The sequence below is a fragment of the uncultured Marixanthomonas sp. genome (assembly GCF_963974425.1).
In the GTDB taxonomy this organism is placed as follows: domain Bacteria; phylum Bacteroidota; class Bacteroidia; order Flavobacteriales; family Flavobacteriaceae; genus Marixanthomonas.
In genome coordinates this window covers 44,759-62,233 of sequence record NZ_CAXBCK010000002.1, presented here as the reverse complement: position 1 = coordinate 62,233, position 17,475 = coordinate 44,759, and the positions used below count along the sequence as shown (strand labels likewise).

Genomic DNA, 17,475 nt, shown 5'->3' with positions numbered 1-17,475 from the left:
TTTTTAATGCTACTTTTAAATATTAAACCGTCAAATTAAATTTGATTTTATTTGATAAGGAAAGTAAGGGTAAGAGAATTTAATACCTAATCAAATTTTAACAAATTGTGGTAAACCGTAATAAATCAACTGCATAATTTGTATATTTAGAGACAGTAAATAGTCTCAGGTTATATTATAATTTCAAGAGCTAATGATAATTCATTAGCTTTTTTATTTTAGGTTATTAAAAAATGAATTGTTTATGAAAATTAAAAAGATAAAAATTGAAAACTACAGACTCTTAAAGAAGTTTTCAATTGATTTAGAAGAAATAATGTCTTTGGTAATTGGTAAAAACAATACAGGGAAGACTTCACTATTAACAGTCATAAATAGTTTTTTAAATGGTTCTGATAAAAGTAGGTTTTCATTTGATGATTTCAATATAGATTTTAAAAATGAATTAAGAACCTTAATTGAAGAGGAAATTCCGTTACAAGAAAATTATAAATCAGTAGGTATAAAACTTAAACTTTTTATCGAGTATAATGAAGACGATAACTTAGCTAACCTTAGCAGAGTTATGATGGACTTAGACCCTGAAAACAAGTTTATTGTTTTAGGTTTTGAATATCATTTAACATACGATTCATTAGAGAAAATCAAGCAAAAGTATACTGAATTTCAAGCTAAAGAAGTTGTAAAACTTGGTGAGGACGAAAACTATAGACTGAGAGATATATTTTATTTTTTAAAAATATATCAAGGGGAGTTCTTTAAATCTAGTCGAAAATCTATAGAATACAATAGAATTGATGAAATTGAAAATGAAGATAATTTCATTGATTTAGATGTGGAAAAAATATCAACTAAAGATATTATAAGTTTTAAATTTATTAGTGCTAAAAGAAGTGTAACAAATAAGGAGAATGATCAAACACTATCAGGTCAAACATCAGAAATTTATAATGAAACAGAGAAAACAGATGAGCAAAATGAAAAAATAGAGCAATTTAAAGAAGAACTAATAACAACAGATTATGCGCTATCAGAAATTTATGAAACTCTATTCGAAGTTGTTGTTGAAAAAGTACGATTATTTGGAGGTATTAAAAGTGATGATTCCACCATTAAAATAGAATCTTCTTTACAGCACAGAGAATTATTATCAGGAAACACAACAGTTATGTACAAACATAATGACACAACTTTACCTGAATATAATAATGGTTTGGGATATATGAACTTGATTAGTATGATATTTCAGATTGAAATATTAATACAAGAATTTAAAAAGAGTAAAGATGAAAAGCCTGCCGATATAAACTTGTTATTTATTGAAGAACCTGAAGCGCATACACATCCTCAAATGCAGTATGTTTTTATTAAAAATATAAAGTCTTTACTTGACCAAGGAATAGTTCGAGAAGATGGTGATAATAGAAAACTACAAACTGTAATAACAACACATTCTTCTCACATAGTTTCTGAAAGCAATTTTGATAATGTAAAATATCTGAAAAAAGAAGATGAAAACAATGTAATTGCAAAAAATCTAATAGACCTTAAAAAACAGTATGAAGCTGATTTAACACAGTATCAATTTTTAAAACAGTACTTAACTATAAGTAGAGCTGAAATATTCTTCGCAGACAAAGCCATTTTAATTGAAGGCGATACAGAAAGAATTTTGATTCCAACTCTAATGAAAAAGTTAGATAAAGATGAAGAAAGAAGATATATCGCTTTGGCAGATAAAGACCCAAAACTTCCTTTGTCCTCTCAAAATATTTCTATAATCGAGGTTGGAGCATATTCGCAGATTTTTGAAAAATTTATTGAGTTTATAGGAATAAAATCCTTAATAATAACCGATCTGGATTCTGTGGGTGATGATACTAAAAAGTGTCGAGTTGCTTTAGGTACTAATTATTCTAATGATGCTCTAAAATTATTTTTTAATAATGCCACTTTAGACGAGTTGAAGGCATTTACAATTGATGAAAAGAAAGTTTCAAAAAATGTAGAAGAATGGCAAGTTGATGTAAATGGAAACCTTTGTGTTGTTTATCAAACAATGGAAAATGGGGTAAATGCTAGAAGTTTTGAGGACGCATTTATTCAAATCAATAGAGAATTCATTAATGGAAAAAAAGAATCCTTTAGAGGATTAAAGAATAGAGCGTATTTTGATGTTGCAGCAAATGATTCTTATAAATTAGCTGAAGAATGTATTAGAAAAAAAACACATTTCGCGCTGGATATTTTATTCCATACAAACGAAGAATTTAATAATTGGGAAATACCTCTATACATTAAAGAAGGATTATTATGGCTAAAGTAGTAGAAGGAGATATAGAAGTATTAGATGAATTTAAACAGATAATTAACCACATTGGAAATGGTAATAATTTCTTGTTAAGTGGTGGAGCTGGTAGTGGAAAAACATATACTCTAGTTCAAGTTATTAAAAAATGCATTGAAGATTTCCCTACTTCAAAAGTTGCTTGTATGACATATACTAATGCTGCTGTGAAAGAAATTGAAGAAAGAGTAAATCATAAAAATTTAAATGTTACTACAATTCACGATTTCTTATGGGATAATATTAAGCATTTTCAAAAAGAACTAAAACAAAGTCTTATTGTTTTAGCTAATGATGATTTAATTACCAGAATTAATATTTCAAGTGTTAGCCCTGTTCCAGACGATTTTTTTAATGGTTTAGAAAAAGGAATTCAATATAAAGAGTATTTACGTTTACAAGAAGGTATTATATCTCACGATGAATTATTGATATTGGCTAATCACTTGTTTCAAACATACCCAAAGCTAAATGATATCCTTAAAGATAGATTTAAGTTCATTTTTGTAGATGAATATCAAGATACTAGTAAATTGGTAATAGAGATTTTTTTAGAACATTTTAAACTAAGTAATAAAAAAAATATTATTGGTTTTTTTGGAGATGCAATGCAATGTATATACGATAATACTGTTGGCAATTTAGATGAATATAAAGGTGAAGAAGATGATAAAGTTCGAGAAGTTAAAAAACAACAAAATAGAAGAAATCCAAAATTAGTTATTGATTTAGCCAATAGGCTAAGAACAGATGGTTTGGTACAAACTGAATCGGATGATAATAATGCTCCAAATATGAATAATGACGGCACTTTAAAAGTCGGAGATGTTCAGTTTTTATATTCCGATGATAACAATATTGAAGTAGTAAAAGAACATCTTGGTTGGGATTTTAATGACTCTAAAAACACTAAAGAACTTAATTTAACCCATAATCTAATAGCAGACAAAGCTGGAATTAGAAATTTGATGAATATTTACAATAGTGATGGTATAATACAATACAAAAATCGAGTTCGAAAATATATCAAAGATAATGGAGTTGATGAAGATTTCTCTGCTATGACTTTTGGAAAAGTTTCAGATTTCTTAGTAGGTGTAAGTCCTACAAATCGAATGCAACAATTTATCGATGATAATCCTGAATTGTATGATGTAGCCAGAAATCAGAATTGGGAGGTTTTCTCGAAAATATATGTAGATAAAGACCAATTACTTGATGATAAGAAACAAAGTGAGGATGATGAAAATAAAAAAGGTTCAAAGCGAGATGCTCTAATAAGACATTTATTTAAAATAGAAAACAATATTTTTCTGTATTCAAATAACCGATATAATGAGTTTCTAAGAGCCACAGACTATAGATTTAACATACGTAAAATAGAGGACAAAAAAGTTTTAAAAACAAATATTGAATCATTGATTAATGTTGGAGAAAAAACTATTGAAGAAGTAATAAATGAAGCTAATGAAAATGGTGTTTGCTTAATTGATGATAAATTAGAAAGGTTTATTGCTGATAAGGAATATTTGTTTAACAGAGTTAAGAATGTAAAATATAAGGAGTTCCAAAAATTATATATTTATTTAGAAGGTTTTACACCTTTTTCAACACAACATAAAACTAAAGGAGCAGAATTTGATAATGTATTAGTGATTTTAGACAATGGAGGATGGAATAATTATAATTTTAAAAACCTGTTTTTAGTTGAAGGTTCTGAATCTGTATTAGAAAGAACACAAAAATTATTCTACGTTTGTTGTACAAGGTCTAAAGAAAAGTTAGCCATATATTTTAATTCACCCAATGAAGCTGTATTAGCAAAAGCAATTGAATGGTTTGGAGTTGAAAATGTTATTGATTTAAATTAATTTAAAAGAGATTGTGGACAGCTTTAACCTATATAGAGAAGCAAAAGACCAATATGAGAAATTAATTCCAGAAAGAAATGATGGGTTAATCCTTTTATCTCTATATGCAAAATACAAGGATAATGACTTCACAGAAGAGAATATTATATCAACTATAACCAAGGTCTTTAAAGATCAGGGCAATGAAAGTTCGAGGACTGAATACAACAGAAATAATTCTATAATATTAAGGTTTCAAGAGTCTTTTCTATGGAGAAACGCATCTAAGAAAACCTATCAATTCAAAAAATACGGATTAGAACTTTGTCAGAATATTGAAAAGCGTTTAATCGAAAAATACAATCCAGCTAAAATCAAACGGTTCTTTGCCGAATTGCACAAAAGTCTCACTGAAAACATTGAGCAAAATAGAGACTTTGATGAATGGATTGAAGACCATTTTGAGATTAGACTTCCCGAACTTACTTCACAAATAGAAATATTAGACCAACAGGTTAACGATTCTGTAAAGGATTTTAAGACAGAAATAAATTCTGAAAACCAAGGCATACTCGATGTTCTTAAAGGTATTGAAATACGTCTTGAAGTAATTAAGGAACAAGCATTCGAACTTAGAAATGCATTTCAGATTTCCTATGATATAGATGACCTTTTAATTGGTCTTCTCGAAGAGAATAAAGGACAAAACTATATCTCAAATATTTATAGGGTTCAAAATTTTCACGATAATTCTAGAAGCCAGTTAGAACAGGTAAGTAAAAGAATTGAAAAAATAAAGCCACGAATTAGAGAATTCATTTATGATTTCAACAAAAAGAATTTTGATAGAAAAACTAACAAGTTCATTGACTATCTACTACAACAATCAGTAGTAGCTAGGGAAGGAAGTTCAAAAAGAATACAGTTTCCTAATAACCTTTCAGGGTTAGTCGTAAAGTCCACAACTCACAATCTTAAATTCAATGTTATCCCAATGAGGGAAATCAGTCCCAAACTGCCTATTGAGGTTACAAAAAGAAAGGTCGATGTTTCTAAAAGAAAAGAACTATTAGAAAAGACCTTGAAATGGAAGCAGGACAAAGAGAGAATTCGTTATTGGACCAATTTAGCATTAAAAGAATTAGAACTACAAGGTTTTCTTGATTTTACACCTCTTTTCTTTAAAATTCTAAAAGAAGACCAACTTATAATCGCTGTTAAAACAGCCCATAATATTATAAGAAAGAACACTACAAACAGGAATAAATACAATGTAGGTGTTAAAAAAGAACCTGTGTACGACACAAGAAAAAAAGGAATTTCCTTATGGCAGATGACAATACAGAAAAAATAGATACCTATAGTTTTTTAAACATTAAGAAGGCAAAAAGCATTTTTGCAAAACTTGATTACACACTTAGAAATGGTATTCATATTCAAAGGGAATATCCCTTAAATGTAAACTTATATCGATTTTTAAACGAGTCTGAAAACTATGAATCACTTAAAAACTATTATAAAGATTTTTTCAATTTAAATCTCATAAAAGAAGGTACTGACTTTAACAACTACTACTATTTAAACTTTAATGAAGACGGTAAGGGCAATGTACCATCTGACAATCGGGATTATCTAAAAAGCGAATATATCATTATAGGAATGTTATTCCTAAAAATGTTTAAGCTCGATGGAAACATCGAGCTGGATAGTGTATCTGAATTCACTACCCTCTTATATGAGGAATATGAAGAACAGAAAAATGCATTAAGGAAACTGATAAACGACAATTCTTCCGATAAGAGTACAGATTTGAGTGACCAAAGATTTGAAACAGTAATTTCCAAGGCTTTTGAAAAATTTGGGGATTTGGGCTGGTTAAAATGGGAAAGAGAAGATGAGAAGAATAAATTCAAAATAATGCCATCTTTTGAACGCTTGCGTATTAACTATCAACCCCAAATCGAAACGATTGACGATTTGATAAAGGAATTAAAAGATGCAGAATAATTATCCACGTATATACAGTCTGTCCACGATTAGTATCAAACAGCATTTCAATGCCGATTACCTTTTTCATCCATATAGAACAGACTTCAGTGGCGAGAGTGGTAGCGGAAAGAGTATGATTGCAGATATGATTCAGTTGGTTCTCGTAGGTTCAAGTGAATTTAAATCTGCAACTGAAGGTAATAAGCAAAGAAATGTCAAAGGGATGCTAATTACAAAAAAAGGCCATTCATCAACTAGAGGTTATATTTTTCTGAACATTGAGGTTAGCCCAAAAAATTTTTTTGTTATTGGGGTTTACATTGAAGGAACAAGCAATGCGGCAGAAATGTTCATTATTCAAAACGGCTACGATTGGGATGATCTGACTACTTTGAATAAGCCAGTTTTCAATAAGGATTTAATAATAGACAATAAGATTGATACACTTAAGAATCTTTGCGAACGGGTTGAATTTGCTAGGATGAAATATTTCAGAAGAAAGGATTACCACCAAATCCTTTACGATAATGCCATTTTGTCTTTGGATTTAACGAAAGATGAAACTCTCAAAACTTATGCAAATATCTTAAGGTCTTTCTCAAGAGGGAAAGGTTTTAAAACTGAATCTGAAGATTTAAAAAAATTCCTTTTTGGCGATGATGAAAAAAATGCCATTATAGAAAAGTACAATGAAGAAGTTGAAAATATAAATAATGACTTCTACGAACACAAAAGATATTCTCAAGAAATCGAACTTATAAATGACAAGCAAGTTTTACTAAAAACTATCCTAGAAAAACAAAATAACTACAAGACCATCTACACGCAATATTTAGTAAAAAAGTTCAGTTACTGGAATACTTTCAAAAAGAAAACAACTACCAAGAAGCTCAAAATAGCCAAAGAACTAAATTTAAAAAAGAACGAGCTACAATTTCTCGAAAATGAAATTCTGAAATTAAAAATAGAGGATTTCGAAGAGCTGTTGGGCGTTATGAAAAAAGTTATCAAACTAACTGATAAAAACGAAGATAAAAATGATATAGCAGAACAATTTGTAGATATCGGTCAGTCCAAACTTCAAATTGAAATAGTAGAAAAATGGCTCTCTTCCCACAATAATAATATTGAAAAAGTAACTAAATGGTTTGCTTCTCAACGGCAAGAGAATAATAATAAATCTGCTTTACAAGAATTTACAAAATACCTTACCACTAATAATATTCTAGATGCTTTTAATGCATCCAATTGGCTAATTGATTACAAAGAAGAAAGCAAGGAACATTTAAAAAAAATCAAAGAATTAGAAAAGGACATAGCAGAGCTGGAATCATTATCAAGATTTTCAGACTTAAACAATCCAGAATCGTTGGTTAACTGGGCTGTAGATAATTTAGACTTTCCACTATCGAATATACTTGAAAGTATTTTAATCTACTTTCAAAAATATGAGAAGGTCAAACCTTCGGAAGAAAATTCCAAGAGGTACGTCCCATTTCCAGAGCAGCTTTTTCGCAATATAGATTCAAATATTAAGGATAAAAGTGAACACGGGTTTTGGCTTAATCTAGATGGTGTCTATGAGTTTATAGCTTGTTCAGAACATCGTGCTCTAAATGTTGAAGACCCAAATGATATTATAGAATCTTTATCTAAACTAAAGGAAGGTGTTGAAGAAAAATTATCCAAGCTTATCACGAAAAAGCAAAATATAGAACACCTTAAAAATGCACTGTTTGAATACAGTAATCTTGAAAAGCACATTGACCTTTTTAAAAGAAAGGACGAGCTACTTAATTTCAAAATTGACAATAGTTTGGAAGACCTTTCTGAAGATTCTTTTAAGCTTCATATACAGGTACAAAAGAACAAAGCTAAAATCCTTGAGAAATATAAGTCTTTACAAAAGGAATATGAGGAATTTACAAGCAGAAAGAGTCTTCTAGAAAATTATCAAAATAGAATTAAACAATTACAGTCTGAACTTTTCGAAGATGATAATCCTATTAATATTCAATTAATAGAAGAAAGAATGGCTTCAGAGGAACAACATCTGACAGAAAAAGAAAAAAACTTGAAAGAAAAGAACTTTGATGAAAAGCTATTTTTCGAAACGTACTCCAAGGATATTGTTAATAAATCTAGACTTGCATTCTTAAATCTAAAACATCAACTTTTAGACGCTATCAAAGACCTAAATAGAGATATACAGCAAAAAGAAGAACAACTCACTTTGGCACAAGAACAAATAGATGAAACCAAGCAATCAAACGAACAGCTTTTTAAATCAAAAATTAATTTTGATGAAAATATTGAAGAAGCTTTAAATCCTGATAATGGCGGAAACAATTCTTTTCAAGCTAAAGCCAATAAAGCACAACTTGCTTACAATGAATATTTAAAGATAATAACCAAAGACCTGCCGTATGATGAAACTGCTTCAATAGGACAATTGGCAAATTATCTCTTGCCAACTGTATTTCCTACTCATAAAGTCAATGAAGATTTAATTGAAAACGATATTGTAGAAAGGTTAAACAAACTAACTCAAGATATACAGGAAATCGGTTCTAGAAAAGTAGAAATTTTAGGAAGCATCTTTAATGACGTTTATAAAGTTTATACAGGATATCTTACGAAGATTAATGAAATTGATAACTATCTCAAAAAAGGGAACAGAGGTATAACTGGCGGGAACAAAGCATCATTAACTTCTAAAAAATCAATCCACTACCCAGAGAATTGGCTTACCACCTTTAGGAAACAGCTACATAATCAACTTAACTATACGGGTTTATTTAGTGAACTTCGTGAAGAGATTGATATTAATGAGATGATGATTAAAGCATTTCAAAAACTTGGTGGTAGTACTAAAGTTGGACCTGAAGATTTAATGAACCCAAAATCCTATTTTGATTTGGTATTTGAGTTAAAACTCGAAAACGAAGAAGTCAATTCTGGTAGCAATGGACAAACCTATGCGGCTAATGCTTTATTATGCTTGGCTAGGCTATCACTAATAGAAGAAAAGGACAAAGAAGGATTAAAAATTATGCCAATAGACGAAGCAGAAGGTTTGGGAAGCAATTATGATATGCTGCACGAACTAGCAAAAAAAGAAAAATACCAAATTATTACAATGGCAATTGAGACGGCAGGCGAAATAACAGAAAACGGTCAATACATTTATATTATGAACGAGAACAACTTGGCCAATGTAGATAGCTTTGTACCACCTTTAGGTATCTTCTCTGAAGAAGTGACTGAAGACATTGACGAATACATACAATCCCTATCAGATAATGAATAAGAACATTACTTGGAAAGAACTTAAAGCGCTTGATGATTTATATCAAAATAAAAGAACTAGGGCGATAATTCAAGGGCATCCTTACATTAACCATCTCATTCACGAAAGAGGTATTTTGGACTTAAAGCCGGATAACATAAAAGTTATAGTTTCCACCGATAGGTTTGATACGTTCTACGAAAAGGAATTCAAAAAACCTTTTGAAGAAGCAAAGAAGTTTTTATTAGAAAATGACATTAAGTCAACAGCCAAAAAAGCTTTCACAATCGAGGATGTAAAAACGCTAATGTTCATTGCAGAAAACAAGGTAGAATTAAAGAACAATCCGACTAATATAGAAGACTTCTCAAATGAGTTTTTTGACACCTCAAAATACCTTAAGAATAGAACGAGCGTAAGAAAAGCAGTTTTTAAAATTTTAGACATCTCACAATTCCCGTTGGACAAAAAGGAAAACCAATGGCGGTTGGTAGTTGATAGTACACATCCAAAAGCTGTAATAATGTGTGAAAATAAATCCTTCTTAAAACAACCTTGGATTGCAAAAGAGACGCAAACGAAATTATGGTACGTTGGCGGAAACAACATCGCTATTATTGATGATATAGATGAAAACGATCTTTCAAAGCCAATCTACTATTCCTGCGATTGGGATTTGGCTGGCTTACAAATTTATTCTAGAATAAAGGCTAAACTTAAAGAGCGGAACAAAGATATTCAGTTATTATACCCAAATGAGCCACATAAAAGAATAAGTACCTATATTGATTATCACTATAGTCATTGGAATTTAACAAAAAAGTTATCTGGTTTAGAGTTAGAAATTTTTTCTAAGAAAGAATTATTATTGATAAATAACTTAATTCAAAATGAAGAATGGATTGAAGAGGAATCATTGGATTTGATTGAAACCCTAGAAATAAATAGTATAATTAGCAAATGAATTTTAAATTATTAGCAATTAGACCACTAGAAAAATGTGGTAAAAAGTTTTTAAAAAACTTACAAAAGAATAGAATCTATAAAATGTATAATGACTATACATTCTATTCTGATGGTATTCTTTTAGATGATTTTGACACTAATAATCCAGAATATTCATCAATTGATAAAATAGAATATAGAAACAAATTGCCTAAAGACTTTTTTGGATCAAAAGTTAATGTGTCGGCAATTATAGGGAAAAATGGAAGTGGTAAAAGTAGTCTGGTTAATTTGTTTGTATCTGCTATTAATCAAATGTCTATTAAACTTCAAGCTCAAAATAAATTGGAAACTACTGCTTACCTTATTCCTACTGGAGAAGATGGTGAAAGCAAAATTTATTGTGAGTTTTATTATCAACTAGAAGGCGAATACTATATAGTTATAATAGAAGATGGAGAGTTTCTTTTTAAAACTTTGGATGGTGAAATTAACTTTGATTTCGAAAAATTCTTTTATTCAAATGTCATCAATTATTCGATATATGGTTTCAATTCTTGGGAACTTGGTGATTGGATAGACAATTTATTTCATAAAAATGATTCATATCAAATCCCAATAGTAATCAACCCAAAAAGAGAAAGAAAAGACGAAGGTAAAGCAGGTATTATAGATATAAATAATGAAAATTATTTATTACAACAGCGCCTTTTATCAGTTGTTATAATGAATAAAGATTTCGAAGTTACACAAAATCTTACCGTTCATTCTTTAAAACTAGATTATAAAAAAACAAAATCTTTTTTTGCCTACAGTAAGGACATCTACCAAGAAGGCAATGATTATACAGATGAAGAAAAGATAAAGCAAAATTTTCAGAAAGTTTTAAAATCAAATCTAGGCATAAGTTTCAGGTCAAATAATAGTAACCAACCCCCAACTCTATACTTTGATTTAGACAAAGTACTGGAAGTATTTAAAGAAAGATTAAATATTAATACTATATCTATCCCAGAAAATGTTCTTTATAGATTAGATATTTATATCATTTATAAGATAATAAGCATTTGCGAAAAGTATGTTAGTTACAATGGCTTCGTAACAGATGATGGTAGTGAAAAACATAAACGCTATTATATCAATATTAATGGTTTTATTGATAAGTTAGAAGGCAGTCATAGTCATATTGTTTTAAAGCTCAAACAAGTTGTGAATTTTATAAAAAACTATGAAAACATCTGGAAAGTGCTTCTTTATGAAAATTCAACTACGAAAATCTCTATAAAAAAATTATCAAATGAATTAATTTCTAAATCAAATTCCAATTTATCACTTATAGAATTGCTTCCACCTGCTATTTTTGAAACAAGATTATTCTCCAAAAATAATATTGATTTATTAGATAGTATTAGTTCTGGAGAAATGCAATTAGTACATTCTACGAGTTCGGTGATATATCATTTAAGTAATTTGAATTCAGTAGAAAAGGATGATGTTTTAGTCAAGTACCAGTATGTAAATCTTGTTTTAGATGAAATAGAACTTTATTTTCATCCGGAGTATCAAAGAAAGTTTTTGAAAAGATTATTAGATGATATCAATAGGGCAAATTTAAATACAATCAAAGGAATAAATATTTTGATAATTTCCCATTCCCCTTTTGTTTTGTCGGATATTCCAAGTCAAAATGTACTTTTTCTTGAAGTTGATGAATCCAAACAAGCAATTCCAAAAAAATATGGTTCTGATAATACCTTTGCTGAAAATGTCCATGAAATTTTATCAAATGGCTTCTTTTTAAACAATATGATGGGTGAATTTGCAAGATCAAAAATTCAAGAATTTTTGAGTTTTGAAAATGAGGATAAGTCTGATTCAATAGAACAGAAATATAAAGGAGAAAGAGCTGATTTTGTAAAACTTATTGACCTTGTAGGTGAAAAATATATAAGTAATATTCTCAAAAATCATTTAGAAGTTTTAGACAACAAATATTTAAAAGGCAAAAATCGTATTGAAAAACTTCAAGAAGAAATTGAAAGACTTCGATCAGAAAAAAAGAGATTAGAGGATGAGGAAAATTAATTACCATAAAGATTCTAAAGCTTTTAAGGACTTCAAGGAAGAATACAGTAAATGTATATTAGATAGGAACCTTCTTAATAAAGCTGAAGCTGAAAAGCTTTTAAAAAACATAGGTATTCAATATTCTTTGAAGAAAATATTGTTGTTACCAATTGAAGAATTAATAAAATTACCAGAGTTAAGTTCTTCAAATGTATTTAAAGGTCTAGACCAAAAAGAGATACAATTAAAAAAGAATAAAATTAAAGGCGTCTTCAACTATACAAGATATCAAACTAATATTTTATCAAATTTCTTTATGAAACACAGTAAAGAATTAAAGATTAAAACATGCTGTTATTGTAATATAGATTTTGTAAATCCGTATATCCCTTTTTCAAATGATTTCATGGATTTTTACCATTTTATCAATAGTTGTACAAAAGCTGATTTATTAAAAATAAAAAATATTGGTCCCAATCGAGCAGATATTATAATAGGTAAATATCAAGGTAAGATTAAGAAGTATAAGGATATCGAAAATTTAATTGATGATATTAGAATAAAGAACATATTAAAAAATCTCACAGACCAATCTGGAGTTTTAAAAACTGATAATTTTTTAGTAAAAAATAAAAACCATTTTACATTGGACCATGTTTTGCCTCAAAATCTTTATCCATATCTTTCACTATGCTTGTTTAATCTGACACCAAGCTGTTACTCTTGTAATTCAAAACTAAAACGAGATGCTAAAATATACAGTAGTATTTCTGAAATAAAATCTATTTCACCAACCGGTGTTGAGGGTGTCTTTGATTTGAATTTTAAAATTTATTTCAAAGACGGTTTTGATGAAAATAATCTACCAGATACAGCTAATGAATATTCCATCAAAATTGATAGTATACATAAAGAGTATATAGAAAAATTAAATCTTCAAGGAAGATATAATTTTCATAAGGATATTTCTTTTGGATTAATTGATAAACGTAAAACATACTCTGACTCACAGATTCAAGAAATTGTAACTTTATTTGGCGAAAAAAATATTGAAATTAATGAGGTTCAGTTGAAGAAACAGATTTTTGGTTCAATTATTTTTGAAGAAGATTCAAATACTCAATTTGAAAAATATAAAAAAGATATTGCAAAACAACTGGGTATAATTTAAAACTGCTAAAACAACTTTATTATAAATTCTTTAACTAGTTATAGAAACCTTTATGTTTGGAGACCTCTTAAATTTTATCTCTTTATAATAGTGAGAAGCTCTTTAAAATAATATTTAATAAGTTTAGTTCTATTCCATTTCATTAGGTCTTGAATATTGTCTTTAATAGAAGAGTCCTCAGTCCGACTAAAGTTATATTGCCAAGAATGTATTGATTCGAGTAAGCCTCTAGCTATATTTTCTTTAGCATTTTCAATAGATTTCCCATTATTAAATTTTGAAAAGTGGAGTCCATAAAAAACATAAATATTTTCATCTTCAGTTCCTTTTGAATGAATTAATGAATCTTGTAGTGATTCAAGAAGTGTTTTATCGAATAAGGTCTCGTAAAAAGACTCAGCAGTTTTACATGCAGTTGAATTATTTATATTCCATAGCGTACCTATATAAGCCCTAGTTCTTATAGCTATAAAGTGATTTTTAATATCATAGGCAGACCAGCATGTGTTGTTGAATATTAATGGTGAATGGCGTCCAGCTGCTAAATGGGCAAACATTCCCATATGACTAAATTTATAGCAGGTAATTTCGTGTGAGTTTTCAAGAGTAACTCTTTTTGAACTAATTTTATTTTCTTTAATAGGAACTTCTTTAAACATTTTAGGAAAAATTGATGAGGGGTAATTTTGCTTTTTGAACTCTTTTGTTTTAAAAGGAGTTCCATTCAATTTTCTTGGAAAAATTTTTGTAGTAACCTTTATAAGAGGTTCTCCCTTGGCATTTACTTTACCTGATTGAGGTGCTAAACTCAACGAAAAGAAATATTCAAATATATGCTCCTGTCCAAATTGATCTACATATTTTTCTTCAATTAGTGAGCCTTCCGTTTGTTCACCATGACTACATAAATGCAATATGTTAAAAGGAAGTTCTTTAACATAATAATCCAAATTTATTGAAGAAGCTTTTTCTTTGATTAAGGTATTAACATGATAATTGTTCTCCTCTAATTTATTTATTACAAAATCTGTTTCTTCTCTAGAAAAAAATCTTGGAGAAAAAACAATAGCCGAATCGATATTGTAATTATCTTGAAAATAAATGTTATTGAAAATAAAAAAATCAGCATTTAATTTTAACCCAACATAAGTACAAGGGATTATATTTTCTATTATTAATGAATACGGAGCACCTATGGTAAAGAATGTTACAAAATCATAATTTTTAAATTCAACATTTTCTATTTTATTGTAAATTAATGATTGTAATTTAAGATATGATTTCTCCTCTAATTTAGTTTTGGTTTCTTCTCTCCATAATTCAATTAATTCCAAAAATTTCTTTTCATGAAAATCATATGGTTCAATAAACTCTATATCTGCATCAATTGAAATTGCATAATTTGTTGCAACAACCGTTTCAAAGGAGTTATCATTTTCAACTAATATTAACCCACCTTTATTTTTTTTCTCAATTTCTATATCTTTAGCATTCTCATCAATTTTTATAGCTTTTTCTTCTTTTGAAGCTATCTGTAAACCTAAAAGTAATTGTTCGGTAGTGCAGGGAATATTTTCTTTATTACTTATAGGCTGTAAGAAGAAATCAACATCCTCTAAAGAATTAACATCTATGATATTATATCCATCTAAAAATGATAAATAAGATTTTTGATTTTCGTTTAATCCAACAAGAATTAAATATTCACACCCACCAATTCTATTTAAAGTGTTCTTTAGATTAATGTCCAACGTTGTTGCTCTTATTCTAGTTATTTGATGTTCGTCATTTATATTTAAATTTTTACCATCATTTGCTTGAGTCACTTCAGAGAACCCAAATATTAAAGAATAGCGCTTTGGACTATTTATATGAGATGAAACAACGGTAGTTAATATAGTCTCATCTCTATGTGCAATACAGAAATATTCATTATCAATTTTTGGAATAGGACTTGGCATAAATCTTTATTAAAAAAGTTTCATTAGTTAAAAATAGATAAATAGTTTTTCACACATAAGAATCAAGCTTTTCGTTTCTCCAAATTCTCTGTTATTTTGTTGCTAACACTAACAAGGTACATCGTTTCTTACTTAGTAATATAATTGAATGTCATTCTTTTAAATATCTCTCCAATTGCTTCCAGATTAATAGCTTTTGTCATCAAGAGCACTTTGTCATGTTAACTTATTCGTTCATATCTCGTTTCTAGAATGTCTTTGTAAGCGACTTTCATATCATTCGATAAAAATGAGTTATCAACCCATTCCATAGCTTTGGGTTTATTTTCAAACATTCTTTTAAAAACTCCTTTTATTTGTTTTGGAGTCAATCCTAAACCTTTTCCTAGAGTTTCAAAATGGACTTTTTTTAGCTTTTTCTTTTTACCCTCTAAAGTCAATGCTAACTCTTCTTTATCTTCAGGTAGCACTATTGTCACATTCAACAAATCGTAAGCAGGGGCTAAGACCCAACCCGTAGAAGATTCGATCATAGAGAAGTTTTTTAAATGCATATCATTATTGCCCGTTAAAAAACTAAATAGCACTAATTCAAAATAAAAGATCTTATCCAATAAGGGGTTACTTGAATATGCTCCCAAAGCCCTGCCTACTTTTTCCATCGAACTTCGATATTTATCAAAAGCCTCAGTAATCTGAAACATATCTTGCATATGGATTTTATCGCCTGTTTCGGTTCGATCAATCCGTTTGGTTACGTACGCAAGTTCTCCTGAAGCAAGTCGTATCAAACCTGAAGGTACCACATTAATATCATAAGCTTCTGCGATTCGCATTGTTAGATGTTCATTGGCGGGCATTTCAGGGAAATGTTGTGAAGGTGGCTTAAGTATAAACTGACCGCCTAAAGCTCCTACTACTGTTAAACGATTATCAGGTTGTTCTTGTGCATCCGTAAGTAAGGTCATCGATAACTTGGGTTGTACTCCAGGAACAGTTACACTACGTTCTACCACATCTTTTGCTAATTCAGCCATTTGATCAATGGTATAAGGTATCTTTGGAGGTGTGGGGGTTCCAAAAAACTCTAGCGAACACTTTTCATGAAAATCCGATGTGCCTTCAAGAGGCTTATAACAATACAGACATTTATTCTTCATCTTCTCCATTTATGGGTATAATACTTACAGCTCCAATGCAATTTTGACAACAGGCCAATAAAAGGCCCATTCGATCATTTGAATTGATTTTCCAATTCTTACTGGCAATCTCCAACAACCAACCTTCAGGGATTAAGCCTTCAAAAAAAGGAAATAACCGCTTATCTTTATAAGGTTCTTTTGTTACCGGCATTGTAAAACAAATAAATTGATTTGGATTCTGTTCTACATAGTCCTCATCATAATGAAAAATATATTCTCCTTCATCAGTTTCAGTAATCAATCCTGCAAGATTTTCTTTATAAAATACCTTACCTTGTCTCATCCTCGTTTAAGTTTTTTAAATTGACAGGGACTAACGTATGACCAAACATTGCCAATACCAAATTGACCTTATCTAGATTAAGATTGGTTTTTCCTTGTTCTATTTTACGAATAACAGTCAATGCCACACCAGCTCGTTCTGCAAACTCTTTTTGGGTCAGATCTACTGCTTTACGTCTATCTTTAACAAACTCTGATAAACTTTCCATTATATGCTTTTAAATATAAAATATAACAAATATACGTAATTATATGCTTTTAAATATAATTACAAAAAATAAATTGATTTTATATGCTTTTGAATATAAATTTAAATTTCTGTATAGTAGATATTTTGAATATTGTTATGGTTAAGCTGTGCTTAAAATTTAA

12 protein-coding genes are annotated in these 17,475 nt (G+C 29.2%); 8 read left to right on the top strand and 4 right to left on the bottom strand.

Translation table 11 applies throughout. The features are described 5' to 3' along the window. The first annotated feature begins 244 nt into the window (after positions 1-244). From AACZ92_RS00985 to AACZ92_RS00950, 8 genes are read left to right on the top strand one after another with little or no spacing between them, the layout of a single operon-like run. Entirely contained in the window at positions 245-2,326 is a 2,082-nt protein-coding gene (locus tag AACZ92_RS00985) for an ATP-dependent endonuclease (RefSeq protein ID WP_339695916.1), read from the top strand. Continuing rightward, positions 2,314-4,218 (top strand): ATP-dependent helicase, encoded by a 1,905-nt coding sequence (locus AACZ92_RS00980; protein WP_339695913.1) that lies wholly within the window; start codon positions 2,314-2,316, stop codon positions 4,216-4,218. Before AACZ92_RS00985 ends, AACZ92_RS00980 begins: the two co-directional genes overlap by 13 nt. 13 nt (positions 4,219-4,231) lie before the next feature. Further along, positions 4,232-5,551, top strand: coding sequence for a hypothetical protein (locus AACZ92_RS00975; protein ID WP_339695910.1), 1,320 nt, complete (start codon positions 4,232-4,234; stop codon positions 5,549-5,551). After that, positions 5,524-6,204, top strand: a complete 681-nt coding sequence (locus AACZ92_RS00970; protein ID WP_339695907.1) for a hypothetical protein — start codon at positions 5,524-5,526, stop codon at positions 6,202-6,204. The genes AACZ92_RS00975 and AACZ92_RS00970 overlap by 28 nt, the downstream gene beginning before the upstream one ends. Next, complete coding sequence (locus AACZ92_RS00965) at positions 6,194-9,496, top strand: hypothetical protein (RefSeq protein WP_339695904.1); 3,303 nt, start codon at positions 6,194-6,196, stop codon at positions 9,494-9,496. Before AACZ92_RS00970 ends, AACZ92_RS00965 begins: the two co-directional genes overlap by 11 nt. Then, positions 9,489-10,439, top strand: a complete 951-nt coding sequence (locus AACZ92_RS00960; RefSeq protein WP_339695901.1) for a hypothetical protein — start codon at positions 9,489-9,491, stop codon at positions 10,437-10,439. The genes AACZ92_RS00965 and AACZ92_RS00960 overlap by 8 nt, the downstream gene beginning before the upstream one ends. Beyond that, positions 10,436-12,505: an AAA family ATPase gene (locus AACZ92_RS00955; protein WP_339695898.1), complete on the top strand. Its 2,070-nt coding sequence runs from the start codon at positions 10,436-10,438 to the stop codon at positions 12,503-12,505. Before AACZ92_RS00960 ends, AACZ92_RS00955 begins: the two co-directional genes overlap by 4 nt. Beyond that, on the top strand, positions 12,492-13,658 hold the full coding sequence (locus AACZ92_RS00950; protein WP_339695895.1) for a hypothetical protein: 1,167 nt from the start codon (positions 12,492-12,494) through the stop codon (positions 13,656-13,658). The genes AACZ92_RS00955 and AACZ92_RS00950 overlap by 14 nt, the downstream gene beginning before the upstream one ends. A 74-nt stretch (positions 13,659-13,732) precedes the next feature. On the opposite strand, the gene AACZ92_RS00945 is transcribed toward AACZ92_RS00950, so the two are convergent. From AACZ92_RS00945 to AACZ92_RS00930, 4 genes are all read right to left on the bottom strand, one after another. Then, the gene (locus AACZ92_RS00945) at positions 13,733-15,619 is read right to left on the bottom strand and encodes a hypothetical protein (RefSeq protein ID WP_339695892.1); all 1,887 of its coding nucleotides are present in this window, start codon (positions 15,617-15,619) and stop codon (positions 13,733-13,735) included. A 221-nt stretch (positions 15,620-15,840) separates the two neighbouring features. Further along, positions 15,841-16,779: a HipA domain-containing protein gene (locus tag AACZ92_RS00940; RefSeq protein ID WP_339695889.1), complete on the bottom strand. Its 939-nt coding sequence runs from the start codon at positions 16,777-16,779 to the stop codon at positions 15,841-15,843. Continuing rightward, positions 16,769-17,104: a HipA N-terminal domain-containing protein gene (locus tag AACZ92_RS00935; RefSeq protein ID WP_339695886.1), complete on the bottom strand. Its 336-nt coding sequence runs from the start codon at positions 17,102-17,104 to the stop codon at positions 16,769-16,771. The genes AACZ92_RS00940 and AACZ92_RS00935 overlap by 11 nt, the downstream gene beginning before the upstream one ends. After that, positions 17,091-17,312, bottom strand: coding sequence for a helix-turn-helix domain-containing protein (locus AACZ92_RS00930; RefSeq protein ID WP_339695883.1), 222 nt, complete (start codon positions 17,310-17,312; stop codon positions 17,091-17,093). The genes AACZ92_RS00935 and AACZ92_RS00930 overlap by 14 nt, the downstream gene beginning before the upstream one ends. Positions 17,313-17,475 lie beyond the last annotated feature (163 nt).

What these genes read in the sequence shown, in the direction of transcription:
- AACZ92_RS00985 (WP_339695916.1), top strand. Translation starts at nt 245, where the DNA reads ATGAAAATTAAAAAGATAAAAATTGAAAACTACAGACTCTTAAAGAAG.
- AACZ92_RS00950 (WP_339695895.1), top strand. Translation starts at nt 12,492, where the DNA reads ATGAGGAAAATTAATTACCATAAAGATTCTAAAGCTTTTAAGGACTTC.
- AACZ92_RS00940 (WP_339695889.1), bottom strand. Translation starts at nt 16,779, where the DNA reads ATGAAGAATAAATGTCTGTATTGTTATAAGCCTCTTGAAGGCACATCG.
- AACZ92_RS00970 (WP_339695907.1), top strand. Translation starts at nt 5,524, where the DNA reads ATGGCAGATGACAATACAGAAAAAATAGATACCTATAGTTTTTTAAAC.
- AACZ92_RS00930 (WP_339695883.1), bottom strand. Translation starts at nt 17,312, where the DNA reads ATGGAAAGTTTATCAGAGTTTGTTAAAGATAGACGTAAAGCAGTAGAT.
- AACZ92_RS00945 (WP_339695892.1), bottom strand. Translation starts at nt 15,619, where the DNA reads ATGCCAAGTCCTATTCCAAAAATTGATAATGAATATTTCTGTATTGCA.
- AACZ92_RS00980 (WP_339695913.1), top strand. Translation starts at nt 2,314, where the DNA reads ATGGCTAAAGTAGTAGAAGGAGATATAGAAGTATTAGATGAATTTAAA.
- AACZ92_RS00935 (WP_339695886.1), bottom strand. Translation starts at nt 17,104, where the DNA reads ATGAGACAAGGTAAGGTATTTTATAAAGAAAATCTTGCAGGATTGATT.
- AACZ92_RS00955 (WP_339695898.1), top strand. Translation starts at nt 10,436, where the DNA reads ATGAATTTTAAATTATTAGCAATTAGACCACTAGAAAAATGTGGTAAA.
- AACZ92_RS00965 (WP_339695904.1), top strand. Translation starts at nt 6,194, where the DNA reads ATGCAGAATAATTATCCACGTATATACAGTCTGTCCACGATTAGTATC.
- AACZ92_RS00960 (WP_339695901.1), top strand. Translation starts at nt 9,489, where the DNA reads ATGAATAAGAACATTACTTGGAAAGAACTTAAAGCGCTTGATGATTTA.